The organism is Nonomuraea fastidiosa (assembly GCF_042751225.1).
In the GTDB taxonomy this organism is placed as follows: Bacteria; Actinomycetota; Actinomycetes; order Streptosporangiales; family Streptosporangiaceae; genus Nonomuraea; species Nonomuraea fastidiosa.
Genome location: NZ_CP170570.1, coordinates 3,026,720 through 3,050,648, shown reverse-complemented (window position 1 = coordinate 3,050,648; position 23,929 = coordinate 3,026,720). Strand labels below are relative to the sequence as shown.

Below are 23,929 nucleotides of genomic sequence, written 5' to 3'. Positions count from 1 at the left end.
TAAAGCAGGTGCGTGACCCGGTAGCTCGCGGCTTATCCTGTATCGCCGATCTCGACGGCGTACCGCGGGGGTGGAATCGTACGCTGATCATCAGAGATGCCGCGACCGAGGACTGGCCGCACATCTATCCCTTCTATGCCGAGATCATGGCGGCGGGGCGCACGTACCCCTACTCGGAGCGGCAGACCCTCGAAGAGGCCCGCTCCTGGTGGATGGAGCCGCCTCCGGGCAAGACCGTCGTCGCGGCCGACGACGCCGGCACGATCGTCGGCTCGGCCAAGATGGGCCCCAACCGGCCTGGCCGGGGAGCGCACGTGGCCACCGCGTCCTTCATCGTCGATCCCGCGCACCAGGGCAAGGGCGCCGGGCGGGCGCTGGGGGAGCACGTCCTCGGCTGGTGCCGCGCCGAGGGCTTCCACGGCACGTGAGGCGGAACCTTTTCCGGTCCGCGTACGTGATGGAGGTCATGCGGAGCCTTCCCTTACTCGCCCTCCCCGCCCTGCTCGCGCTGACCGCCTGCGGCGGGGGTGACACGACGACCGCCGAGCCCGTCACGTACGCGGCCGACTCCGTCACCGTCCTGGAAAGCCCCGAGCACGGGCCGCAACTGTGCAGCACGGTGGCCGAATCGTTGCCGCCCCAGTGCAGCGGGCCCGACGTCGTCGGCTGGGACTGGTCCAAGGTGCGGCACGAGAGCCACGGCGGCACCACGTGGGGCCAGTACCGCGTGGTCGGCACCTGGGACGGCGCCAAGCTCACGCTCACCGAACCGCCGGGACCGGCGACCTCGGGGCAGAAGGAGGAGCCGCGCTTCGGCTCCCCGTGCCCGGCTCCCGAGGGCGGCTGGCGGCCGGTCGATCCCGCCAAGGCCACGCAGGCCGCGCTGGAGACGACCCAGCAGCGGCTGAACGAGGCGGACGGCGTGGGCGGGGTGTGGCTGGACCAGAGCTACCTCGACGCGATCCCCGGCTACGACGAGAGCGATCCCGACATGGCGCAGAAGTACGCCAACGACCCCACCAAGCTGGTGCTGAACGTGAAGTTCACCGGCGACCTGGCCGGCCGGGAGGCGTGGATCAGGCAGACCTGGGGCGGCGCGCTCTGCGTCAGCCAGGCCCGGCGCAGCGAGGCCGAGCTGCGCGAGATCCAGGATTCCCTGAGCGGCGAGCTCGGCTCGGACTTCGTCTCGGCCTCGGTGGACATCGTGAAGGAGCAGGTCGTCGCCGGCGTCCTGGTGGCCGACGAGGAGCTGCAGCGGCGGCTCGACGACAAGTACGGCGAGGGCGTCGTACGCCTCGACGGCGTGCTGAAGCCGGTCCGCTAGCTCACTGGGGGTGCGGGCGCGCATCGCCGGGCTCGCGGCGGGCCCGGCGGTGAAGACGTACGCGCGGCTGTCGTCCAGGCGGCGGCCGGTCTTCGCGTCTACTTCAGCCCCAGCCGGAGGTCACCTCGCCCCGAACAGACGACCGCTTTGCCATGGTTCGAGGTTTTTTGATCTGTGCTACGGCACGCGCCGTCATCGCTAACGTGCTGGCGGTGAGGAACATGAGGAGATGCGCACGGGCCGTCGCCGTCGTGGGGGCGGCGGCGGCCACGGGGCTCGCTGGGATCACGGTGCCCGCACAGGCGGCCGAGAACTACGGACAGTACTCGATGTTCGGCAAGCGCCGGGCAGGCCAGCACTGGTCGGGCGGGCAGGTCGGCGGGCAGTGGGCGTGGAAGCCGCTGTCGTCGACGACGTCCGAGATCAGCTGGGGCGACCCGAAGAAGTGGCCGCCGTCGTACGCGGAGAAGTTCGTCCGTTCGGGCGACTGGCTGATGCTCGACGGGTGGCGGGACAATGGAACGTACTACAAGCTCCGCGTCACCAAGGAGCAGATCGGCGACGTCAACTGCAAGAACCTGAAGACCTTCGCCACGTCGGGGCCGCAGCACTACGTCAAGTGGACCATTCCATCCACCGGCTACTGCCTGAAGGCGTGGGGCACGATCACCGAGCAGTCCTCGGGCAAGGTCGTGGACTTCGGGCACACCCAGATCTGGTATCCGCCGGCCTCCTGCTCGAACCGCTACCTGGGCAAGCAGACCTGCATCAAGCAGTGGGAGTCCTGGTGGGACAACAACGGCAGCCCCGGTAAGCCGATCAAGCGGAAGCTCGACCGGGATCAGTACATCGCCCGCGGCAAGGGGATGGCGTTCAAGATCCACCAGTTCTACCCGAAGACGTGGAACTCGGAGGCCAAGTCGTACTGGAACTGGTGACGTGAGCACGACCCGGCGTGCCGGGCTGTGGACGCCGCCCGTGAAGCGGCGGCCTGTGCACGCCGGGTAGGGCACAGCCGATTGCGAACGCTGTACGGGGGACAGCCGGCTGTGGATATCCGGGGGGGGAGACGGCCAGTACACATCACACAAAGTCGGACCCCGCGCAGACAGCGCGGGCGAGCTCGGACTTCGCACCCACAGTCGCGAGGCGCCACCCCCAGCGCCCGGCTGACCGGCCTGTTCACCGACTACGGCAAGGGGCGGACACCAGGTGGACAGGGCCGCCTGTGGACACCGGGTAGGCACGGCCTGCCGTGGACGCCGGGGCGACCGGCCGTTGCACATCGAGACGAGGACGACCGGCCGTGGACGCCGGGGCAGGAACGACCGGCCGTTGCACACGGGGGCGGACGACCGGCCGTGGACACGTAGGGACGGTCGGGTGTGACTCCGGTGAAGGACGGCCGCCTGTGAACGTCACACAGGGGAGCGGCTGCCTGTGGATGCCGGCCACCGGATGCCGAGCTGTGGCGGCCGCAGAGAGCGTATGGCGCGGAGAGCGTATGGCGCTGGGAGCGTATGGCGCGGTGAGCACCATCGCGCACAACGCCGGCGCTGGAGGCACTGAGCTGAGCTGGGGGCGGTGGGGTGTGGATGGCGGGCCGGGAACGCTCTGCGGGGACTCGGTCTCGGCCCGCCGTCCATTGGCTTGAGGGGGGCGACAGGAGCGACGTTCATCCACAGGGTGAGGGGTGCGGTGGACGGCGGCGGAACCCGCCCGGACGCCCTGGGCACAAGGGGTGATTTGGAACGTTATGTACCGGCGACTTTTTCAGTGTGGTATGGCCGGTCCTGGGCACTCTGGGTCGTCCGGTCGAGGCCGTACCGGTGACCTAGAACACACACCTGACCTGGGGAAATGTGGATAACCGCTGGTGAGCGCGGGGCTGCGGGACCGGCGGCGGGGACGGCGCCGAACGAGGGTGCGGGCAAGGGCGGCGAACGCGGGCGCGACGGGCTGTGGATGAGGCTCTCGCACGGGGGTGCGAAAACGGGTTATCCACAAGAGTCATTGGTTATCCACAGCTTGTGAGTCACCGGCTTCCTGACGGTCGCGGACGGCCATGATGCCCGTCAGGAGGTGCGGCGACGATGTTGCTGAGCGAGGACGGCGGCGTCCCCAGGAAGGTCACGGGCGGCCAGGCCGACGGCCACCCGATCACGCAGTTCGGCCGGCTTGTGATCGTCGTACTTGAACTTGGCCCGTACGTCGGTCACCCGCAGCCGCAGGCCACGCAGGCCGGAGAGCTGCCTGTGGTACGGCCCGGAGTCGGCCGCCACCTCCCCGTGGTCGCCGTCGGGCTGGTGGTGGGCGAGCTGGCGGCGCAGGATGTCGGCCTTGCCCTCCTTGTCGTCCACGATCTCGGCCTCGCAGATGAGCTGCACGGAGGCGTAATAGCTGGTGGGCACGCCCGTCTCGGGGGAGTCCGACCGCCAGCCTGTGGGGATGTAGGCGTAGTCGTCGTAGACGCTGACGACCGCCACCGGGTTGGCCTCAAGGGCGGGCCAGATCGGGTTGGGGCGGGCCAGGTGGAGCAGCACCTGATCGTGCCCGTCGTACAGGAAGTGGGTCGGCACCACCACCGGGGGCGCGCCGTCCACACCGTTGGCGGCGATCTGCCCGAAATCGCGCGTACGCAGCCACGTGCGCCACTCGTCGTCGGTCCTGGCCGCGTCCCAAGGGTGGATCAGCATGCGAACCTCTTTGTACTAGTACATAATGAGCATTGTGCCAGAAACATATCTGATCGCCGGTTCGACGGCCAGCGAGATAGCGGCCGGGGTCGAGGTCGCCGTGTCCGAAGGGCGGCTGCCGCCTGGGGCCACGCTCCCCCGGTGCGCGAGGTGGCGGCCATGGCGGGTGTCAGCCCCGGCACGGCGGCGGCCGCTTACCGCCTGCTGCGCGAGCGCGGCATCATCGAGACCGCCGGTCGGCGCGGCACCCGGGTCAGGGCGCGGCCGGCGAGCACGTTCAGGGAGGAGATCCGCGTCGAGGTGCCGCCGGGGGTGCGCGACCTGTCCCAGGGCAACCCCGACGCCCGCCTGCTGCCGTCGCTGCACGACGCTCTTGCCGCCGCCGCGCGGGCGCACGAGGAGCGGCCCGCCATGTACGGCACCGGCGACGACGACGAGCTCATGGCGCTGGCCGCTGAGCGGCTGCGCGCCGACGGGGTGCCGCCGGGACCGCTGGCCGTCACCTCGGGCACCCCCGATGCCGTCGAACGCGTGCTCGCCGGTCAGCTCCGGCCCGGCGACGCCATCGCCGTCGAAGACCCGGGCTGGACGGCGCTGCTCGACCTCGTCGCCGTGCTCGGGCTGCGGCCGGTGCCGGTGCGGGTGGACGACGACGGGCCGCTGCCCGACGAGCTGCGGCGGGCGTTGCGTGCGGGCGTACGCGCGGTGGTGGTCACCGCGCGAGCACAGAACCCGACGGGCGCCGCCGTGACGGCCGAACGGGCGGCGGAGCTGCGCGCGGTGCTAGGGGCGTCCCCTGAGGTGCTGCTGATCGAGGACGACCACGGCTCGGGCTTCGTGGACGTGCCGCTGCACCCGCTGGCCGGGGCCACGTCGCGGTGGGTGCTCCTCCGGTCGACCGCGAAGGCGTTCGGCCCCGACCTGCGCCTCGCCCTGGTCACCGGCGACCCCGTCACGCTGGCCCGGCTACGTGGACGGCAGCGCCTGGCCGCCGGCTGGGTGAGCCACCTGCTGCAGCGTACGGTCGCCCACCTCTGGCGCACCGGCGCGGTGGACCCGGCGGCGGTGGCGGCCTCGTACGGGCGACGGCGCGACGGCCTGGTCACCGCGCTCGCCCGGCGCGGCATCCGCGCCCACGGCCGCACCGGCCTGAACGTGTGGATCCCGGTGGCCGACGAGTCCACCGCCCTCACCCGGCTGCTGGCCCGCGGCTGGGCCTGCGCCCCCGGCGCCCGCAACCGCATCGCCACCCCGCCCGCCCTACGCCTCACGGTCTCAACGCTGGACGTGGAGGACCTGGAGCCCTTGGCCGACGCCCTGGCCACCGCCCTCACCCCCACCACCTCCGGCCGCTACGGCTAGCTAACCTGGGGTGCCGCGCGACCACCCCGCACGGAGCACAACCGCCCCCAGGGGCCGCGCAACCCCCCGCACGGAGCACAACCGCCTCCGCACCACCGCCCACGTACGACCGCCCCGAAAACCCGCACGCTCCCACCACCGCAAGGGCCTGCACCCGGGGCGGCGTCTCCGGCCGCCCTAAGCGCCCACGCGGGCGGGCCGACGCAGCGTCAACGACTGGAATCGCTGCTTACCCGCCCCCACCACGTGAAAATCCACAACCTCGAACAACCGCCGCCCGAACTCCTGCAGCTCCTCATCACCCCGGAACGAGAAGAACCGGGGCGGCTCATGGTCGTCCCCGTCGTAGGGCCCCTCACCCAGCAGCGCGCCCCCGCCGTAAACCCCGAAGAAGAACACCCCGCCGGGCCGCAGCAGCCCGCGCACGGCCTCCAGCACCGCCGGCAGGTCGCTGTCGGGCACGTGCAGCAGGCAGTTCATCGCGTACACCGCGTCGAACGACTCGGGCGCGAAGTCGAGGTGCAGGAAGTCCATGACAAACGCCTCAAGGCCCTTCTCACGGCACCGCGCCACCATGGCGGGGGACAGGTCCACGGCGACGACGTCCAGGCCGCTCTCCTTGAAGTACAGGCTGTCCTGGCCGGTGCCCACGCCGATCTCCAGCAACCGCCGCCCGTCACCGGACCGCACCAGATCGAGAAACGCCGATCGCAAAGGAAGCACGTGGGCGGACGACAGGTGATGCTCGTCAGATTCGACCCGGGGAAACGTGGTCACCCGGCCAGTCACGCAGAAAACCGAAAAGGCCACTTCCGATGCTTGGAAATGGCCTTCGAACTGGGTGGGGCTACCTGGACTTGAACCAGGGACCTCTTCCTTATCAGGGAAGCGCTCTAACCGACTGAGCTATAGCCCCGCTCGCACCCCGAACGTTATCGCATCCGCCTCCCGGAGGCGAACCGTTCGTTCGGGACGAGGTAAAGCTTACCGTGTCCGGCGGGCTGCTCGCACCGTACGGGCGGGCCGCACGGCGCGAGCAGCCGGAATCACTCGGCCTCGCTGAAGGTCACCTCGACACCGCCCACCAGGTCGGAGGCGATGTTGTAGATGACCGCACCCAGAGTGGCCAGTGCCGTGATCAGGACGACGTTGACCGCCCCGATCAGGGCCGTGTAGCCGAGGATGCGTACGGGCTCGAACCAGGAGGCGATGTCGATCGGGATGGAGCTCTGGCCCTGCTCGCCCTTGCCGAGCTGGTTGACCAGGTCGACGATCGAGTCGAACACACCCAGGCCCGACAGCACGCCGTACAGCACGGCGACCGCCACGAAGAGCACCACGAAGCAGACCAGGGAGACCACGAAGCTGAACTTCATGGCCGACCACGGCTCGATGCGGCGCAGGACCAGGTGGGCCTTACGAGGAAGCCGGCCCGAGGAGGCGGACGACTTCTTCTTGCTGCTGGACGTGTCGGGGCCGGCGGGGCCTCCGTGGCCAGCGACGGGCGCAGGCGCACGGTGTCGTTGCTCTCCGTCTGCGGGCCTGCAGGCGGCGCAGAGGGGCTCATGGAGCCCGCCGCGTGCGGCTGGGGCTCCTGGCCCGGCCTGGGTCTGCCCTGCGCGGGCGAGGTGTCCTTACCGTCGTCCGCCCTGTGGGAGATCTCGTTGTCTGTGGGCTTCTTCGGCTGTTGTCCGTTACCCGAAGCCGCCGTGGTCCTGGCGGTGCCACCCTGGGCGCTCATGGGTTACTCTCCTCCCCCGTCTTCCTCATTCTCGACCGAAGTCTCCCTGGACTCCGCGTTGCGGGCGAGGGCCACCACGCTGTCGCCTTCAGCGAGATTCATCAATCGCACTCCCATGGTCTGGCGGCCGGACTGCTTGATCTCACCGGCGCTCGTCCGGATCACGCCGCCTGCGGACGTGATCGCGAAGACCTCGTCCTCTGGGTTGACCATGACGGCTCCGACCAGCTTGCCACGAGATGCAACGATCTTCGCAGTAAGCACGCCTCGACCGCCACGTCCTTGGACCGGATACTGCTCCACTGGCGTCCGTTTTGCGTACCCGCCCTCGGTGGCGATAAGCACGTCTTGACCGTCGGCGATCCGATTCATGGAGAGAAGTTCGTCGCCTTCGAGGAACCTCATGCCGATGACGCCGCTGGTCGCGCGTCCCATGGGACGCAGCGTCTCGTCGGAGGCGGTGAACCGGATGGACTGCGCGCCCTTGGAGACGAGCAGCAGGTCGTCGGTCTCGTCGATGAGCAGGGCTCCGATGACCTCGTCGTCCTCGCGCAGGTTGATCGCGATCAGACCGCCCGACCTGGGGGAGTCGTACTCGGACAGGCGGGTCTTCTTGACCAGCCCGCTGCGGGTGCCGAGGACGAGGTACGGCGCGACGTTGTAGTCACGCAGGTCGAGGACCTCCATGACGGTCTCGTCGGGCTGCATGGCGAGCAGGTTCGCCAGGTGCATGCCGCGCGCGTCGCGGCCGGCGTCGGGCAGCTCGTACGCCTTCACCCGGTACACCCGGCCCTTGTTGGTGAAGAAGAGCAGCCAGTGGTGGGTGGTGGTGACGAAGAAGTGGTCGACGATGTCGTCCTGGCGCAGCTGAGCGCCGCGCACGCCCTTACCGCCGCGCTTCTGCGCGCGGTACATGTCGGTACGGGTGCGCTTGGCGTAGCCGCCCCGGGTGATGGTGACGACGACCTCTTCCTCGGCGATGAGGTCCTCGATCGACATGTCGCCGTCGTAGGCGATGATCTCGGTCTTGCGGTCGTCGCCGTAGCGGCCGACCAGCTCGGCCAGCTCCTCGTTGATGATCTCGCGCTGCCGGGTCTCGCTGGCCAGGATCGCGTTGTACTCGGCGATCTGCGCCATCAGGGCGTCGTACTCGTCCTGGATGGCCTGCCGCTCCAGGGCGGCCAGCTTGCGCAGCTGCATGTCGAGGATGGCCTGCGCCTGGACCTCGTCGATCTCCAGCAGCTCCATCAGGCCCTGCTGTGCGGCGGAGGCGGACTCGGAGGCCCGGATGAGGGCGATGACGTCGTCGAGCCGGTTGAGCGCCTTGAGCAGGGCGCGCAGGATGTGGGCCCGCTCCTCGGCCTTGCGCAGCAGGTAGCGCGTCCGGCGGACGATGACCTCGATCTGGTGGGCGACGTAGTGGCGGATGAACTGGTCGAGGCGCAGCGTACGGGGCACGCCGTCGACCAGCGCCAGCATGTTGGCGCCGAAGGTGTCCTGGAGCTGGGTGTGCTTGTACAGGTTGTTGAGCACGACCTTGGCGACCGCGTCGCGTTTGAGCACGATGACCAGCCGCTGGCCGACCCGCGAGGAGCTCTCGTCGCGGACGTCGGCGATGCCGGTCAGCTTGCCCTCGCGCACCAGCTCGGCGATCTTCAGCGCCAGGTTGTCGGGGTTGACCTGGTACGGCAGCTCGGTGACGACCAGCGCCTGCCGCCCCTTGTCCTCCTCGACCTCGACCACGGCCCGCATGGTGATGGAGCCGCGGCCGGTGCGGTAGGCGTCTTCGATGCCCCGCCGGCCCACGATGAGCGCGCCGGTCGGGAAGTCGGGCCCCTTGACCAGCTTGATCGCGGCTTCGAGCAGCTCTTCGTCGGTGGCCTCGGGGTGCTCGAGCGCCCACTTGACCGCCGCGGCGACCTCGCGCAGGTTGTGCGGCGGGATGTTGGTGGCCATGCCGACGGCGATGCCGCCCGAGCCGTTGACCAGCAGCTGCGGGAAGCGGGACGGCAGGACGTCGGGCTCCTGCGACTTGCCGTCGTAGTTGGGGCGGAAGTCGACGGTCTCCTTGTCGATGTCCCGCAGCATCTCCATGGCGATGGGCGCGAGCTTGCACTCGGTGTAGCGCATCGCCGCCGCCGGGTCGTTGCCCGGCGAGCCGAAGTTGCCCTGCCCGTCGACCAGCGGGTAGCGCAGCGACCACGGCTGCGCCAGGCGTACCAGCGCGTCGTAGATCGAGGTGTCGCCGTGCGGGTGGTAGGTACCCATCACGTCGCCGACGACGCGGGCGCACTTGAAGTAGCCGCGGTCGGGACGGTAGCCGCCGTCGTACATCGCGTAGAGCACGCGGCGATGCACCGGCTTGAGACCGTCGCGTACGTCCGGCAGCGCCCTGGACACGATGACAGACATCGCGTAGTCCATGTAGCTGCGCTGCATCTCGGACTGGATGTCCACCGGCTCGATGCGATCGGCCGGGGGAGTGGTATTCACGTCCGTCACAGGTAAAGGTCCTTCTGACTAAACATCGAGGAAGCGCACGTCGCGGGCGTTGCGGATGATGAAGTCACGCCGCGCTTCGACGTCCTCGCCCATCAGCACGCTGAACAGGTCGTCGGCCTGGGCCGCGTCGTCCAGCGTGACGAGACGCAGCAGCCGGGTCTCCGGGTTCATCGTGGTCTCCCAGAGCTGGCCCGCGTTCATCTCACCCAGACCCTTGAAGCGCTGGACGTTGTCCCGCGGCCTGGGGTCGGGCTTGCCGTTGGCGATGCCCTCGGCGATGATCGCGTCCCGCTCGGCGTCGGAGTAGGCGTAGGAGGCCTCCTCGCCCTTGCGGTCCCACTTGATCTTGTAGAGCGGCGGGCAGGACAGGTAGACGTGCCCGGCCTCGATCAGCGGCCGCATGAAGCGGAAGAGCAGCGTCAGCAGCAGCGTGTTGATGTGCTGGCCGTCGACGTCGGCGTCGGCCATGAGGATGACCTTGTGGTACCGCAGCTTGCTGATGTCGAACTCGTCGTGCACGCCGGTGCCCAGCGCCGTGATCAGCGCCTGGACCTCGTTGTTCTTCAGGACCTTGTCGATCCGCGCCTTCTCGACGTTGAGGATCTTGCCGCGGATGGGCAGGATCGCCTGGTAGCGCGAGTCGCGGCCGCCCTTGGCCGAGCCGCCGGCCGAGTCGCCCTCGACGATGAACAGCTCGCACTTTTCGGGGTCGTTCCACTGGCAGTCGGCCAGCTTGCCGGGCAGCCCGCTGCCCTGCTCCAGCAGCGACTTGCGCCTGGTCAGGTCGCGCGCCTGGCGCGCGGCGATACGGGCGCGCGAGGCCTGCAGCGACTTGTTGATGATGTCTTTGGCCTCACCGGGGTTGCGCTCGAACCAGTCGCGGATGTGGTCGTTGCACGCCTTCTGTACGAACGACTTCGCCTCGGTGTTGCCGAGCTTGGTCTTGGTCTGCCCCTCGAACTGCGGGTCGGACAGCTTGACCGAGATGATCGCGGTCAGGCCCTCGCGGACGTCCTCACCGGTGAGGTTGTCGTCCTTGCCCTCCTTGAGGAACTTCTGCTCACGCGCGTAGCGGTTGACGATGGAGGTCAGTGCCGCGCGGAAGCCCTCCTCGTGGGTGCCGCCCTCGGCGGTGTTGATGGTGTTGGCGAACGTGTAGACCGACTCGGTGAAGGAGTTGTTCCACTGCATCGCGATCTCGACCGCGATGCCGTCGCCCTCCTCCTCGAAGTAGATGATCGACGCGTGCGCCGGCTCCTTCTTGGAGTTGAGGTGCTTGACGAAGTCGGCCAGACCGCCCTCGTAGTAGTACTCCACCCGCTTGGGCTCGCCGTTGATGTGGTCGGGCCGCTCGTCGGTGAAGGTGATCTTGAGGCCCTTGTTGAGGAAGGCCATCTCCTGGAAGCGGCGCGAAAGCGTCTCGAAGTTCCAGGTCGTGGTCTCGAAGACGTCGGGGTCGGGCCAGAACGTGATCGACGTGCCGGTCTCGTCGGTCTCCTCGCCCTTGGCCAGCGGGGCCAGGGGCTTGGCCATCTCGTAGCGCTGGCGCCAGTAGTGGCCGTTCTGCTTGACCTCGACGTCCATGGCCGTGGACAGCGCGTTGACGACCGCGGAGCCGACGCCGTGCAGACCGCCGGAGACCGCGTAGGACTGGCTGTCGAACTTGCCGCCCGCGTGCAGCGTGGTCAGCACGAGCTCGACCGCGGAGATCCCCTCGACCGGGTGGATGCCCGTGGGGATGCCTCGGCCGTTGTCGACCACGCGTACGCCGTTGTCGGGAAGCAGTGTGATGTCGATCCTGTCGGCGTAGCCGGCGAGTGCCTCGTCCACCGCGTTGTCGACGATCTCGTAGACGAGGTGATGCAGGCCGCGCTCACCGGTGGAGCCGATATACATACCCGGGCGCTTGCGAACCGCCTCAAGCCCCTCGAGTACGGTGATTGAGCTAGCGTCGTAGGACAACTGCGAAATCCTCCTGCCGCGGACACGCGGCGGGGGAGGCGATCAACTCGTGAAGCTGCCCCTGCCGTGCCCGTCACCGTCGTGAGTGCCCCGATGCGCGGTCACCCAGGGGAGTCGGCTTGCTGCCGGGGTGACACGCAAGCGGACGTGTCCGGAATCCTTTTTCATTCTACCGCTTCCGGCGGGCCAAGGTGGCAATGAACGCGCCTGTGGTGCTCTCTAGCTCGTTTTGCCCCCAGGCAAGCATCCCCCCTCCGGAAAGGGGGCTTATCGCGTCTGCGGCTTTCTGGCCGCTCCGGGCGCCCAACCCGGACAGCCGGATTGCACCCGCCTGGAGGTCACCCATAGGTGTCGCGCGGACCTCGACTTCCGGTCACCCGCAATCCACCTGAAGGACGCGGAGCGTTCTGCGGGCCCTTGACCTTGACCCGCGTGACCGTGCCGTCGCCGAGCTCCTCGTTGAGCCTGCGTACGAGCGTGCGGGCGAGCAGCCGCACCTGCGTGGCCCAGGCCGTGGAGTCGGCCACGATGACCACCTCGCCGTCGTCGAACGACTCGGGCTTGGTGTGCGCGGCCAGGTCGGGGCCCACGATCTCGGGCCAGCGGCCGAAAACCCCGCCGACCGCGGCGTTGCGCTCCCAGCCGCGATCGGCGAGCAGCTCGGCGATCGCGCGTCCGAAAAGCTGAGGGTCGCCGCTCTCCCTGCGCGGGCCCTTCGCCTTGCGCCTGGGCTCGCGCCGGGGGAGCTGGCCGCGCTTGGCGGCGTCGGCCTTGGCCTGGGCGAGCTTCTCCCTGGCCAGCGCCACCCCCCTGGCGGTGGCGTTCTCGCCGCGCTCACTGCGCTCGCCGTTCTCGCGGGGCCGCTGGTCAGCGGACACGTGTGACACTCCCCTCTGCGACATCGAATCTGCCGCCAGAAAGCTCCGCGGGCACGTCGTCGGGCACCGCCGCGGTGATGAGCACCTGCTCGGCCGGGGCCACGAACTCGGCCAGGCGGCGCCTGCGCTGGCTGTCGAGCTCGGCGAACACGTCGTCGAGGATCAGCACGGGGTCGCCGCCGTCGGCCCGCAGCAGGTCGTAGGCCGCGAGCCGGAGCGCGAGCGCGAACGACCACGACTCTCCATGGCTGGCGTAGCCGCGCGCGGGCAGATCGCCGAGCCCGAGTATCAGGTCGTCGCGGTGGGGACCGACGAGCGTGACCCCGCGTTCGAGCTCGGCCTGGCGGACCTCCAATAGCCGCTCGCGCAGGCGCTCTTCAAGGGTTTTCCCCAAGTCTGTGGATAACGTCTGTGTATCGAAAGATCCCCGCTCAGCGGGGCCTTCCGCCTCGCCGGACGCCCCCGCGTCATCCCCACCTGTGGACAACGTGCTGCGGTAGGCGAGCGTCGCGGGTGCGCTCGACGGGGCCAGCGTCGCGTACGCGTGCGCCACCCGCGGCCGCAGCTCCTCGATCAGCTCGAGCCGCCCGCGCAAAAGCTCCGCGCCGTGCCTGGCGAGGTGGGCGTCCCACACCTCCAGCGTGCTCAGCACGTCGCCGGCGCCGGCCGCCGCGAACGCGGCCTCGCTCTCCCGCCGCCTGGCGCTCCGCGAGCCCCTGCGGGCCTGCGCGGCGGTGCGCAGCAGCGCGCCGCGCTGCTTCAGCACCCGGTCGTAGTCGGCGCGCACGCCGGCGAACCTCGGCGTCCTGGCCACCAGCAGCTCGTCGAGGAAGCGGCGGCGCTCGGACGGGTCGCCCTTGGCCAGCGCCAGGTCCTCAGGCGCGAACAGCACCGTGCGCAGCAGGCCCACGACGTCGCGGGCCCTGGACACGGGCGAACGGTTGAGCCTGGCGCGATTGGCCCGCCCGGGATTGATCTCCAGCTCGACCAGCGCCCGCCGGTCGTCACGCTGGATGGCGCAGCGCACGATCGCCCGCGTCGCGCCCTGGCGCACCAGCGGCGCGTCGCTCGCGACCCGGTGGCTGGATTGCGTCGCGACGTAGCCGAGCGCCTCGACCAGGTTGGTCTTGCCCTGGCCGTTGGGTCCGACGAACGCCGTGACGCCCGGCTCCAGGCCGAGCTCCACGGACGCGTAGGACCGGAAGTCGGTCAGCGAGAGGTGGGCGACATGCACCCCACGAAGGGTAGTGCGCCTCGACGGCCGCCGGGGTCACCGGCATGCGGCCTGTGGAAAACCGTTAGCGATCGGTCTCGCGCGGCGGCGCGACGTCGGCGCCGGGGGAGTCGGCCCCCTTGCCGGTGCTGCCCTCCGCCGAGGTGATGGCGTGGCCACCGAACTGGTTGCGCAGCGCCGCGACCACCTTCATCGCCGGCGAGTCGTCCTGGCGGGAGGCGAACCTGGCGTACAGGGCGGCGGTGATGACCGGCAGCGGGACGGCGTGGTCCACAGCCGCCTGCACCGTCCACCGGCCCTCGCCGGAGTCCTGTGCATAACCGCGCAGCTGCTCCAGGTGCTCGTCGTCCTCAAGCGCCCGCACCAGCAGGTCGAGCAGCCAGGAACGGATCACGGTGCCGGTGCGCCAGCTCCGGAAGGAGCCCTTGACGTCCTTGACGACGTCGGACGCCTCGAGCAGCTCCCAGCCCTCGGCGAACGCCTGCATCATGCCGTACTCGATGCCGTTGTGGACCATCTTCGCGAAGTGGCCCGCGCCGACGTCGCCGGCGTGCACGAAGCCGTCCTCGCCCTCGGGCTTGAGCGTGTCAAAGATCGGCATGAGCCGCTCGATGTGGGCCTTGTCGCCGCCGCACATGAGCGCGTAGCCGTTCTGCAGGCCCCAGACGCCGCCGCTGACGCCGCAGTCGACGAAGCCGATGCCCTTGGCCGCCAGCTCGCCCGCGTGCTTCTGGTCGTCGGCGTAGTGGCTGTTGCCGCCGTCGATGACGAGGTCCCCCGCGTCGAGCAGCTTGCCGAGCTCGTCGACGGTCGACTGCGTGGGCCTGCCCGCCGGCACCATCACCCAGACGGCTCGCGGCGCCTGCAGGCGCTCGACCAGCTCTTTGAGGCTGCCGACGTCACTGATGGCCGGGTCGCGGTCGTAGCCGATGACCTCATGACCGCCGCGGCGCAGGCGCTCGGCCATGTTGCCGCCCATCTTGCCCAGTCCGACCATGCCGATCTGCATGTTGTCTACCCCCTTGTCAGGCTTCCATCATCCCTGATGGCCGGTTCAGCCTGACAGCCGGATGGGCATGATCAAGTAACGGTAGTCAGTGCCGCCGCCGTCCTCCACAGGCTTGCCCCCGGTGAGGATAGCGGGCTTCGTGGACGTGGTCATCTGCAGCCTGGCCACATCGGAGTCGATGGCGCCGAGGCCCTCCAGCAGGAACTGGTGGTTGAAGGCGATGTTCATCTCCTCGCCCTCGTAGTCCACAGGCAGCGCCTCGACGGCCTGCGCCTCGTCGCCGCTGCCCGCCTCCAGCACGACCTCGCCGCTCTTGAACGCCAGGCGCACCGGCGTGTTGCGCTCGGCGACCAGGGCAACGCGCTTGACCGCCTCGACGAACGGGCCTGTGGACAGATCGGCGCGCGCGGAGAACTCGGTCGGCAGCAGCGAGCGGTACTTGGGGAACTCGGGGTCGAGCAGGCGGGTCGTGGTGCGGCGGCCGGCGCTGGAGAAGCCGATCATGCCCTCGCCGGTGCCGCCCGCGGAGCTGAGCGCGATCTCGACCTCGGCGCCGGTCGCGCCGAGCGCCTTGGCGGTGTCGGCGAGCGTCTTGCCGGGGATCATCGCGACGGCCGAGAAGTCGGGCTGTCCCGGCTGCCACTTCAGCTCGCGTACGGCCAGGCGGTAGCGGTCGGTCGCGGCGAGCGTCACCGTGTCGCCCTCGATCTCCATGCGTACGCCGGTGAGCATCGGCAGCGTGTCGTCGCGGCCGGCGGCGACGGCGACCTGGCTGACGGCGGAGGCGAACACGTCGGCGCCGACCCGCCCGGCGGCCGGGGGCATCGACGGGAGGGTGGGGTAGTCCTCCACAGGCATGGTGAGGAGTGTGAACCGGGCGCTGCCGCAGGTGACGACCGCCTTGGCGCCGTCCACCACGAAGTCCACAGGCTGTGCGGGAAGGGCGCGGGTGATCTCGGCGAGCAGCTTGCCGGAGACCAGGACGACGCCCGGCTCGCCGGTGTGCAGTTCGAGCGTGACCTCCGCCGAGACCTCGTAGTCGAAGCCGGACAGCTTCAGCCGCTGCTCCTCGGTGACCTCCAGGCGCATGCCGGCGAGAACGGGCACCGACGGGCGCGCCGGGAGGCTGCGTGCCGTCCATGCCACCGCCTCAGCGAGGACGTCTCGCTCGATTCGGAACATCACGGTGATCAGCCTCCTGGGTTCGTCGTTGATTGAAGGATCTCAAGGATCCACCCTCCCGGCCTCGCGCTCCGGGAGAACCCCTCTATGGGTCTTTGAGTTTCTTAGTTAGAGAGATAAGAGGTCATCACATTAGGGGCTGTGGAAACTGGGGACAACCGGCGTCCTTGCTGGTCAGCGCCCTTGTTTTTATCCACCGTGGGTGTGGGCGGCGCCTGGGGAGAACTCGCGCGCCTGGGGACGACGAAACTTCGCCCACAGGCCGTCCCCAGATCTTGGTGCCGTCATCCACGGCTGAGGCGGGGTTATCCACGAGGTTTCCACAGGTTATCCACGGGGTAATAAGGCCCCTTCTGGAGCCCCAGATCGACTGTTCACAGCCTGTCCACACGTTGTCCACTGGTAGTCCCCAGGTTCTCCCCAGGATGTCCCCAGCACTGTCCCCAACCGTTGTGGACGGATTTTTCCCAGCATTTGCGGGCAATCGGCCGCCCCGATTTTGCGTTTTCGCTGGTCCACAGCGTTTTCCACAGGCTGTGTACGACGTCACGACCCACGCTGTGTCTGCTTGATCCGCATTGTGAGCTCGTTGACCTGGTTGTACATCGAGCGGCGCTCGGCGATCAGCGAGCGGATCTTGCGTTCGGCGTGCATTACCGTGGTGTGGTCGCGGCCGCCGAACTGCTGGCCGATCTTCGGCAGCGACAGCTCGGTCAGCTCGCGGGCAAGGTACATGGCGATCTGCCGGGCGTTGACGAGCGCCCGGCTGCGCGAGGTGCCGCACAGGTCGTCGATGCTGATGCCGAAGTACTGAGCGGTCTCGCTCATGATCGAGGCGATCGTGATCTCGTTGTCGGACTCCGACGTGATGAGATCCTTCAGCACGACCTCGGCGAGCTGCAGGTCCACACCCTGCCTGTTGAGGCTGGCGAACGCGGTGACCCGGATCAGCGCGCCCTCCAGCTCGCGGATGTTGGTGGAGATGCGGCTGGCGATGTACTCCAGCACCTCGGGCGGCGCGGCCAGGCCCTCCTGGATGGCCTTCTTCCTGAGGATCGCGATGCGGGTCTCCAGCTCGGGCGGCTGGACGTCGGTGATCAGGCCCCACTCGAACCGGTTGCGCAGCCGGTCCTCCAGCGTGATGAGCTGCTTCGGCGCGCGGTCGCTGGAGATGACGATCTGCTTGTTGGCGTTGTGGAGCGTGTTGAAGGTGTGGAAGAACTCCTCCTGCGTCTGCTCCTTGCCCTCCAGGAACTGGATGTCGTCCACAAGCAGGATGTCGATCGCGCGGTAGCGGCCGCGGAACCCGTCGGCCTTGTGGTCGCGGATGCTGTTGATGAAGTCGTTGGTGAACTCCTCGGAGCTCACGTATCTGACGCGGGCGCCGTCGTACAGGCTCTGCGCGTAGTGGCCGATCGCGTGCAGCAGGTGCGTCTTGCCCAGCCCCGAGTCGCCATAGATGAAGAGCGGGTTGTACGCCTTCGCCGGCGATTCGGCGACCGCGACGGCGGCGGCGTGCGCGAAACGGTTGCTGGCGCCGATGACGAAAGTCTCGAATGTGTACTTCTGGTTGAGCCGGGCTGTTTCGCTGGGTTTGCTGCTCTTCGCCTCCCAGCGGTTCTGCGTCAGGTTCTGCGCCGGCTCCGCGGGCTTCTCCACGGGCGGCGTGTAGGACTGGCCCTGTTCAAAACCGAAGCTCTGCTGTGGATATTCGGTGGATATCTGCTGCTGCTCGGGCTGCGGCGAATAGTACTGTGGCGGCTCGGAAGGCTGGTTGTGCTGCGGCTGCGCGGGCTGTGCATAACGCGGCTGGCTCTCCACACCCTGGGGATAACCCTGACCCCCAGGCTGTTGATGAGCGTCACCTGACGGCTGCTCGGGCGCCGTCGTGTCGATCATCACGGCCAGCCGCATGGTCCGGCCGAGCTCCTGCGACAGCGCATGGGCCACCAGCGGGCGCAGCTTGCCCTCGATGAGGTCCTTGAGGAAGTCGTTGGGGACGCCGAGCACGATCGTGTCGTTGGCCAGCGCGATCGGGCGCACCATCGACAGCCACGTGCGCTGCTGGATGGGCACGTTCTCGTTGAGGAAGTTGCCCAGTGCCCTCGCCCATACCGTGCCGAGGTCGACACCGTTCACGATGCGGTTCCCCCTCCTCTCAGTCGCGGCCCCCCGCGATCGGTTATCCACATGCCACAGCCGATCACGATGATCGACGACTCCTTCGTCCACACGCGGCCGGCGGGCGTCCCGCCCACGCACTCCACAGGAGATCCACAGGCTGTCCACAGGCTTTGAGCGGCCCGGAAGGGCTGACAGTAGCTTTGTGCACAGCTGTGTTCAAGACGTTGTCCACAGCCTAGTGGCACCTGAGTGCACATACTGTGGACGTGGGGGCGGCGGTGGAAAAGTGGCCTGTGGATCAGTGGATAACCGCGTCCGGTTTGACCTGCGGGCGCCTTCCCTCGTAACGTACGACGGTCGGCTTGTCACGCGACGGCTATTTCGCGTGCCCTCGCTTCCCTGGCAGGCCATCCATGTGTGTTAGGCGCCCGTGCGGCGCACCATCAAGCCTGGAGCCCACCCGTGAGCAAGCGTACTTTCCAGCCGAACAACCGTCGCCGCGCGAAGACCCACGGCTTCCGGCTGCGCATGCGCACCCGGGCCGGTCGCGCCATCCTCGCCGCTCGCCGCCGCAAGGGCCGCGAGAGGCTGTCGGCCTGACCGTCCCGCGCGACGACAGCCCGCCGGCGCATCACGCCGGCGGGCGTTAGACGTATACGGTGCTGTCCCGTCAATCCCGCATGCGACGCGGGGAGGAGTTCGAGGCTGCGGTCAGGCGCGGCAAGCGCGCTGGGCGCCCCACCCTGGTGGTGCATTTCACCACTTCTGGGGAAGAGCCACCCCTTGTGGGTTTCGTGGTGAGTAAGGCCGTCGGGGGCGCGGTGACCCGAAACAAGGTCAAACGACGGCTCCGACACCTGATGCGGGACCGACTCCACCGGCTGCCGCGAGGTAGCCTGCTTGTGGTACGCGCCAATCCACCGGCCGCGTCCGCGCGATTCGAGCAACTGGCCGCCGAACTCGACGTCGCGCTGGATCGTTTGCTCAGGCGGCGCGAGTCCTCGACGGGTGGACGGAAATGACGGAGCAACCGCAAGGGGTCGCGGTGCCGAGCCTCGCCGCTCGCGCACTCATCCTCCCCATCCGGTTCTATCGGGCGTTCATCAGCCCGCTGCTCGGTCCACGCTGCCGGTTCTACCCCTCGTGCAGCGCATACGGGCTCGAAGCGATTGCCGTACATGGAGCACTGCGCGGCATTTGGCTGACTGTCCGGCGCATCGGGCGGTGCCATCCATTTCATCCCGGAGGTATAGACCCGGTGCCCCCACGCCCGGTCCCGTCCCACGAAACGCAAGGGAGATAGCTCGGTGGAGCTGTCCTGGCTCAACTGGCTGTACACAGCCGTCGCCCAAGTCATCACCTGGATCCATACCGGGTACAGCACGTTCCTCGACCCCAACAGCGGTCTGACCTGGGCGCTGACCATCATCACGCTGACCATCTGCATGAGGATCCTGATCTTCCCGCTGTTCCTCAAGCAGATGCGATCTTCGCGGAAGATGCAGGAGCTGGCGCCGAAAGTTCAGGAGCTCCGCAAGCGCTACAAGAACGACAAGCAGCGCCTGAACCAGGAGGTCATGGCGCTCTACCAGGGGGCGGGGGCCAACCCCCTGGGCGGCTGTCTGCCGATCCTGGCGCAGTTCCCGATCTTCATCTCCATGTTCACCGTGCTCCGCGCGATCGCGGCCGACGAGGCCAAGTTCGGGATGACGCAGGAGCTGGTCGACAGCGCCAAGCAGGCGCTCATCATCGGCGCGCCGCTGCCCGCCACGTTCTTCGAGGCTCCCGCCATCAGCGAGAAGGTCGTCATCGGCTGCTTCGTGGCGATCAGCTCGCTGACCACCTTCCTCACCGTCCGGCAGAGCGTCACCCGCTCCATGGCCCAGATGCCGGACAACCCCATGGCGCAGCAGCAGAAGATCCTCATGTACATCTCGCCGCTGTTCGCCTTCTTCAGCCTGAACTTCCCGCTCGGTCTGATCCTCTACTGGGTCACCACCAACGTGTGGACGCTCGGTCAGCAGCACTGGTTCTACAGCCGGCACCCCATGCCGCAGTACGACGCCAAGGGCAACCCCATCCCGGTCCAGCCCAAGCCCGGCCTGATCGCAAAGCTGCGCAAGACCACGCCGGAAGAACAGGCCCCTCCGCCCCCTCCGCAGCCTAAGATCATCAGGCAGCAGCCGAGCAGGCAACCCCGTAGCAAGCGCACCGGCAGCAAGAAGTCGTGAACACGAAGGAGAGGCCGGCCATGACCGAGGCCGAGCAGGAGAAGGCTCCTGATCTCACTCTGCTGGAGCAGGAAGGCGAGATCGCTGCCGACTACGTCGAGGGCCTTCTCGACATCGCCGACATCGACGGCGACATCGACATGGACGTCGAGGGCGACCGCGCGCTCGTCTCCGTCGTCGGGATCAAGAGCACCGAACTCGTGGGCCCCGGGGGAGAGGTGCTCGAAGCGTTGCAGGAGCTGACCCGCCTGGCCGTGCACCGGCAGACGGGCGAGCGCTCCAAGCTCATGCTGGACGTCGCCGGCTACCGCGAGCGGCGGCGGGCCGAGCTGACCAAGCTGGGCACCGAGATCGCCAACCAGGTCAAGGACCGCGGCGAGCCCAAGTCGCTGCAGCCGATGACGCCGTTCGAACGCAAGATCGTCCACGACGCGGTGGCGGCCGCGGGGCTGCGCAGCGAGTCGGAGGGCGAGGAGCCGAACCGGTACGTGGTGGTTCTGCCCGCCTGAGCGGCGGATTCGGCTCTCGGGCGGTGACCTCGGTCGCCTCCTCGGCGGCTTCGGCCGTACGAACCGGACCTTGACGAACCGGACTCCGTCGGATCGACCTTCGACGGAGTGGACTTCGATGGATCGCTGTCACGGACCGTTTTGACGGACCGCTTTGACGGGTCGGCCGCGGGTGTGGCCGGCCCGTTCGGCTGTCAGGACCAGACGGCGAGTCCTTCCGCTACCTGACCACCTGACCACCTGACCGACGACATCCAACGGCAGCCGACCGGACCATGGCTGCCGACAGGGGCCGACGGCGGACGACGGCAACCGACGGGCCGACCGCGGACGACGGCAACCGACGGGCCGACCGCGGACGACGGCAACCGACGGGCCGACCGCGGACGACGGCAACCGACCTGTCCCCGGACCAGCGGATGAGCTTGATCGGAACCGGACCCGCCGACGCATCGGTCCCATATGCCGCTTCCCGAGTGCCGCTTCCCGGGGGGCAGTCCTTTTCCCCGGTACGCTTCCTCAGGGCGCGTCCCCACCCCCGGTACACCGACATTTCCCCCTTTATCGGCCTGCGCGGTGTTGCGCTGACGGCGTGCTCACAGGCCACCTTCACCAAGGCCCGCTAGGCTTCCCTTGTGATCTCACCCCGTAGCCTTGGGTGGAGACCGGATCCGTCGCCGCGGCCTAAGCGCGCCCGGCGACCATCACCCCGATCACGGGCCACGAGCCCCAGAAAGGCCACCTACCAGTGAGCGATGAGCTTCCGGAGCCGCCGGAGATAGCGAGGGACGTCTTCGCGGGGGAGGCCTGGGATCGCGCCATCACGTTCGCAGACCTGCTGGCGGGTCCCGGTGTCGTCCGCGGGCTGCTGGGTCCGCGGGAGGTGCCCCGGATCTGGGATCGCCACATGCTCAACTGCGCCGTCGTAGCCGAGGCGGTGCCGCCGGATGTGCGGCTGGTGGACATCGGCTCCGGCGCCGGCCTGCCCGGTGTGGTGCTCGCCATCGTCCGGCCGGACATCACGGTGACGCTGCTGGAGCCGCTGCTGCGCCGTACCGTGTTCCTTGAGGAGTGCGTCGAAGCGCTCAAGCTCGACAACGTCGAGGTGCTGCGCGGCCGGGCGGAAGAGCTGGCGGGCAAGCGCGTGTTCGACGTGGCCAGCGCCCGTGCGGTGGCGCCGCTCGATCGGCTGCTCAAGTGGGCGATGCCGCTGCTCCGCGAGGGCGGCGAGCTGATCGCCATGAAGGGCGAGCGCGCCGCCGGCGAGCTGGCCGAGGCACAGGAGCAATTGCGCGCCGTCGGCGCCCGAACGGCCGAGCTCGTCACGGTCGGGCGCGGTAAGGTCGAGCCGCCTGCAACATTGGTTCGGGTGGTAGCGGGTCGCCCGCCGGAGCGAGCCAGGCGGCGACGAAGGAGGTGACGGTTGTGCCAGTCGCGTCAAGTGGTCTTGGCTGGCCGGACGGCCCTCCGTCTCAGAGTCCAACCGGGGTTGGCTGGCCCGAAATGGGCGTGTCGCGACAGCAAATTCCCGGCACCGGCACACCAGTGGTTGAAAGGATGGCCATCGTGACCCAGACCCCCCTGAACCCCGGTGATTCGCCGTTGGTACGAGAGGCGCTCAGCTCAGTGGTTTCACGTGAAACATCTGCAACCCCGACGGCCGCCCAGACTGGCGAGGCATCTGGCGATGGCGACGGCGGCTGGCCGCGTCCGCCCAAGACCCGAGTGATCGCAGTGGCCAACCAGAAGGGCGGCGTGGGCAAGACGACCACCTCGGTCAACATCGCCGCCGCCCTGTCGATGCACGGCCAGCGGGTCCTCGTGGTCGACCTCGACCCGCAAGGCAACGCCTCCACCGCGCTGGCGACGGAGCATCGTGGTGACGTCCCGGACGTTTACCAGGTGCTCGTGGACGACCTGCCGATGGCGGAGATCGTCAAGCAGGTGCCCGACATGCCCAACCTGTATTGCGCTCCCGCCACCATCGACCTGGCCGGTGCGGAGATCGAGCTGGTGTCCTTGGTAGCCAGGGAGGCGCGGCTGCGGCGGGCGCTGGCGGCGTACGATGCGATCAAGTTCGACTACATCGTGATCGACTGCCCGCCCTCCCTCGGTCTCCTCACCGTCAACGCGCTGGTGGCGGCCGACGAGGTGCTGATCCCGATTCAGTGCGAGTACTACGCGCTGGAGGGCCTCGGGCAGCTGCTGCGGAACGTGGACCTGATCAAGGCTCACCTGAACCCGACGCTGCGGCTCTCGACGATCGTGCTGACCATGTACGACGGGCGTACGCGGCTCGCGTCCCAGGTGGCCGAGGAAGTGCGGGCGCACTTCGGGGACACGGTGCTGAACACGGTGATCCCGAGGAGCGTGCGGCTGTCGGAGGCGCCCAGCTATGGGCAGTCGGTGATGACGTACGACCCGGGGTCGAGCGGGGCGATGGCGTACATGGATGCGGCCCGCGAGATCGCCCACCGCGCCACGGTCTCCTGACCACCTCCTCTGCCTTTTCCGGGCCCTTCTCGGCTCCGGACACCACTTACCCCGGGATCACGGTTTGCGTGCGGCGCGGGGTGCAGGAGCGCCTGCGCTCAGGGCTGAGCTGGGTGCGCCCTTGCTGGGTGCGCCACCGCGGGAAGCGTCGGGCGCGGGGAGCGTCGGGCGCCGGGGGCGTCCCGCCGTGGAATCATTGTGTCGTTCCGCGGGGTCGGGTTTCCGCGCGGGGATCTTCGAGCCGTGCCTCCTAGGGCCGCGGGGCTTTTGCCGTCTAGGCGTGGCTCCGCGCAGAGCAAACTCCGAGATCGGAGCTTTCGTATCACGCCGCCCGTGTAGCCATCGGCCCGTGTAGCCATCGGCCTGCGCGGCGATGGGCCCGTGCGGCGATGGTCCTGCGAGGGGATGGGTCCCGTACGAGGATGGGCCCTGCACGAGAATGGGCCCTGCACGAGAATGGGTCCCGCGCGAGGATGGGCCCCGCGCGAGGATGGGCCCGTGCGGCGATGGGCCCCGCACAGGGATGGGACCGCGCGGCAAGCGAACCCGGCACCGGGAGCTTCGACGCTGGAAGCTTCGGCCCTTGAGCGGTAGAGGACCCGTACGAAGCAGGCGCAGGGTAGCCATGTCGCGCGCCGACCCAGTGGTCACCGCCGGCACCGAATGGCTCTCTCGCACCGAG

General features: G+C 68.7%; 20 protein-coding genes, 1 tRNA gene and 1 pseudogene. 11 read left to right on the top strand and 11 right to left on the bottom strand.

Translation table 11 applies throughout. From position 1 onward, the window contains the following. Positions 1 to 146: 146 nt before the first annotated feature. The 3 genes from ACFMQL_RS13895 (at position 147) to ACFMQL_RS13885 (ending at position 2,262) form a co-directional block, all read left to right on the top strand. Positions 147 to 428: a GNAT family N-acetyltransferase gene (locus ACFMQL_RS13895; RefSeq protein WP_378785849.1), complete on the top strand. Its 282-nt coding sequence runs from the start codon at positions 147 to 149 to the stop codon at positions 426 to 428. A gap of 38 nt (positions 429 to 466) precedes the next feature. Next, positions 467 to 1,324 (top strand): hypothetical protein, encoded by an 858-nt coding sequence (locus ACFMQL_RS13890; protein WP_378785848.1) that lies wholly within the window; start codon positions 467 to 469, stop codon positions 1,322 to 1,324. A gap of 221 nt (positions 1,325 to 1,545) precedes the next feature. After that, positions 1,546 to 2,262: a hypothetical protein gene (locus ACFMQL_RS13885; RefSeq protein WP_364064646.1), complete on the top strand. Its 717-nt coding sequence runs from the start codon at positions 1,546 to 1,548 to the stop codon at positions 2,260 to 2,262. A gap of 1,137 nt (positions 2,263 to 3,399) precedes the next feature. Here ACFMQL_RS13885 and ACFMQL_RS13880 read toward each other — a convergent pair. Then, positions 3,400 to 4,020, bottom strand: coding sequence for an FMN-binding negative transcriptional regulator (locus ACFMQL_RS13880; RefSeq protein ID WP_378785847.1), 621 nt, complete (start codon positions 4,018 to 4,020; stop codon positions 3,400 to 3,402). A 159-nt stretch (positions 4,021 to 4,179) separates the two neighbouring features. On the opposite strand from ACFMQL_RS13880, the gene ACFMQL_RS13875 reads away from it, so the two are divergent. Next, positions 4,180 to 5,382: an aminotransferase class I/II-fold pyridoxal phosphate-dependent enzyme gene (locus ACFMQL_RS13875; protein ID WP_378785846.1), complete on the top strand. Its 1,203-nt coding sequence runs from the start codon at positions 4,180 to 4,182 to the stop codon at positions 5,380 to 5,382. Positions 5,383 to 5,559: 177 nt separating this feature from the next. Here the strand turns inward: ACFMQL_RS13875 and ACFMQL_RS13870 are convergent, their stop codons facing one another. The 10 genes and pseudogenes from ACFMQL_RS13870 to dnaA form a co-directional block, all read right to left on the bottom strand. Beyond that, positions 5,560 to 6,159, bottom strand: coding sequence for a class I SAM-dependent methyltransferase (locus ACFMQL_RS13870; protein WP_378785845.1), 600 nt, complete (start codon positions 6,157 to 6,159; stop codon positions 5,560 to 5,562). A 65-nt stretch (positions 6,160 to 6,224) separates the two neighbouring features. Beyond that, positions 6,225 to 6,298, bottom strand: a tRNA-Ile gene (locus tag ACFMQL_RS13865). A gap of 130 nt (positions 6,299 to 6,428) precedes the next feature. Beyond that, positions 6,429 to 6,803 (bottom strand): annotated as a pseudogene (locus ACFMQL_RS13860) (DUF3566 domain-containing protein); the annotation flags it as partial. Between the two features lie 323 nt (positions 6,804 to 7,126). Further along, positions 7,127 to 9,625, bottom strand: a complete 2,499-nt coding sequence (gene gyrA, locus ACFMQL_RS13855; RefSeq protein ID WP_364064633.1) for a DNA gyrase subunit A — start codon at positions 9,623 to 9,625, stop codon at positions 7,127 to 7,129. A gap of 18 nt (positions 9,626 to 9,643) precedes the next feature. Next, the gene (gyrB, locus tag ACFMQL_RS13850) at positions 9,644 to 11,587 is read right to left on the bottom strand and encodes a DNA topoisomerase (ATP-hydrolyzing) subunit B (RefSeq protein WP_364064631.1); all 1,944 of its coding nucleotides are present in this window, start codon (positions 11,585 to 11,587) and stop codon (positions 9,644 to 9,646) included. Positions 11,588 to 11,925: 338 nt separating this feature from the next. Further along, positions 11,926 to 12,465, bottom strand: a complete 540-nt coding sequence (locus tag ACFMQL_RS13845) for a DUF721 domain-containing protein (RefSeq protein ID WP_378785844.1) — start codon at positions 12,463 to 12,465, stop codon at positions 11,926 to 11,928. Beyond that, complete coding sequence (recF, locus tag ACFMQL_RS13840) at positions 12,455 to 13,699, bottom strand: DNA replication/repair protein RecF (protein ID WP_364064626.1); 1,245 nt, start codon at positions 13,697 to 13,699, stop codon at positions 12,455 to 12,457. The genes ACFMQL_RS13845 and recF overlap by 11 nt, the downstream gene beginning before the upstream one ends. 64 nt (positions 13,700 to 13,763) lie before the next feature. Continuing rightward, positions 13,764 to 14,708, bottom strand: a complete 945-nt coding sequence (gnd, locus tag ACFMQL_RS13835; RefSeq protein WP_378785843.1) for a phosphogluconate dehydrogenase (NAD(+)-dependent, decarboxylating) — start codon at positions 14,706 to 14,708, stop codon at positions 13,764 to 13,766. A gap of 45 nt (positions 14,709 to 14,753) precedes the next feature. Then, the gene (dnaN, locus tag ACFMQL_RS13830) at positions 14,754 to 15,893 is read right to left on the bottom strand and encodes a DNA polymerase III subunit beta (protein WP_364064621.1); all 1,140 of its coding nucleotides are present in this window, start codon (positions 15,891 to 15,893) and stop codon (positions 14,754 to 14,756) included. Between the two features lie 543 nt (positions 15,894 to 16,436). Further along, a complete protein-coding gene (gene dnaA / locus ACFMQL_RS13825) occupies positions 16,437 to 18,029 on the bottom strand; it encodes a chromosomal replication initiator protein DnaA (protein ID WP_378785842.1) in 1,593 nt (530 codons plus the stop codon). Between the two features lie 447 nt (positions 18,030 to 18,476). On the opposite strand from dnaA, the gene rpmH reads away from it, so the two are divergent. From rpmH to ACFMQL_RS13790, 7 genes are all read left to right on the top strand, one after another. Further along, positions 18,477 to 18,614, top strand: a complete 138-nt coding sequence (rpmH, locus tag ACFMQL_RS13820; RefSeq protein ID WP_364064619.1) for a 50S ribosomal protein L34 — start codon at positions 18,477 to 18,479, stop codon at positions 18,612 to 18,614. A 59-nt stretch (positions 18,615 to 18,673) separates the two neighbouring features. Then, positions 18,674 to 19,036 (top strand): ribonuclease P protein component, encoded by a 363-nt coding sequence (rnpA, locus tag ACFMQL_RS13815; protein WP_364064616.1) that lies wholly within the window; start codon positions 18,674 to 18,676, stop codon positions 19,034 to 19,036. Beyond that, the gene (gene yidD, locus ACFMQL_RS13810) at positions 19,033 to 19,317 is read left to right on the top strand and encodes a membrane protein insertion efficiency factor YidD (protein ID WP_364064614.1); all 285 of its coding nucleotides are present in this window, start codon (positions 19,033 to 19,035) and stop codon (positions 19,315 to 19,317) included. Before rnpA ends, yidD begins: the two co-directional genes overlap by 4 nt. A 4-nt stretch (positions 19,318 to 19,321) precedes the next feature. Next, positions 19,322 to 20,245 carry a membrane protein insertase YidC gene (yidC, locus tag ACFMQL_RS13805; RefSeq protein ID WP_364064612.1) on the top strand — a complete coding sequence of 308 codons (924 nt, stop codon included), beginning with the start codon at positions 19,322 to 19,324 and terminating at the stop codon, positions 20,243 to 20,245. 20 nt (positions 20,246 to 20,265) lie between these two features. Further along, positions 20,266 to 20,754 carry a R3H domain-containing nucleic acid-binding protein gene (locus ACFMQL_RS13800; RefSeq protein ID WP_364064764.1) on the top strand — a complete coding sequence of 163 codons (489 nt, stop codon included), beginning with the start codon at positions 20,266 to 20,268 and terminating at the stop codon, positions 20,752 to 20,754. A gap of 748 nt (positions 20,755 to 21,502) precedes the next feature. Further along, positions 21,503 to 22,174, top strand: coding sequence for a 16S rRNA (guanine(527)-N(7))-methyltransferase RsmG (rsmG, locus tag ACFMQL_RS13795; protein WP_364064609.1), 672 nt, complete (start codon positions 21,503 to 21,505; stop codon positions 22,172 to 22,174). 137 nt (positions 22,175 to 22,311) lie between these two features. Beyond that, on the top strand, positions 22,312 to 23,247 hold the full coding sequence (locus ACFMQL_RS13790; RefSeq protein WP_364064607.1) for a ParA family protein: 936 nt from the start codon (positions 22,312 to 22,314) through the stop codon (positions 23,245 to 23,247). Positions 23,248 to 23,929 lie beyond the last annotated feature (682 nt).

Bases quoted from the DNA above. Each gene is read 5' to 3' on its own strand.
- ACFMQL_RS13895 (WP_378785849.1), top strand. From the start codon at position 147: ATGGCGGCGGGGCGCACGTACCCCTACTCGGAGCGGCAGACCCTCGAA.
- ACFMQL_RS13890 (WP_378785848.1), top strand. From the start codon at position 467: ATGCGGAGCCTTCCCTTACTCGCCCTCCCCGCCCTGCTCGCGCTGACC.
- ACFMQL_RS13885 (WP_364064646.1), top strand. From the start codon at position 1,546: ATGAGGAGATGCGCACGGGCCGTCGCCGTCGTGGGGGCGGCGGCGGCC.
- ACFMQL_RS13880 (WP_378785847.1), bottom strand. From the start codon at position 4,020: ATGCTGATCCACCCTTGGGACGCGGCCAGGACCGACGACGAGTGGCGC.
- ACFMQL_RS13875 (WP_378785846.1), top strand. From the start codon at position 4,180: ATGGCGGGTGTCAGCCCCGGCACGGCGGCGGCCGCTTACCGCCTGCTG.
- gnd (WP_378785843.1), bottom strand. From the start codon at position 14,708: ATGCAGATCGGCATGGTCGGACTGGGCAAGATGGGCGGCAACATGGCC.
- yidD (WP_364064614.1), top strand. From the start codon at position 19,033: ATGACGGAGCAACCGCAAGGGGTCGCGGTGCCGAGCCTCGCCGCTCGC.
- ACFMQL_RS13800 (WP_364064764.1), top strand. From the start codon at position 20,266: ATGACCGAGGCCGAGCAGGAGAAGGCTCCTGATCTCACTCTGCTGGAG.
- ACFMQL_RS13790 (WP_364064607.1), top strand. From the start codon at position 22,312: ATGGCCATCGTGACCCAGACCCCCCTGAACCCCGGTGATTCGCCGTTG.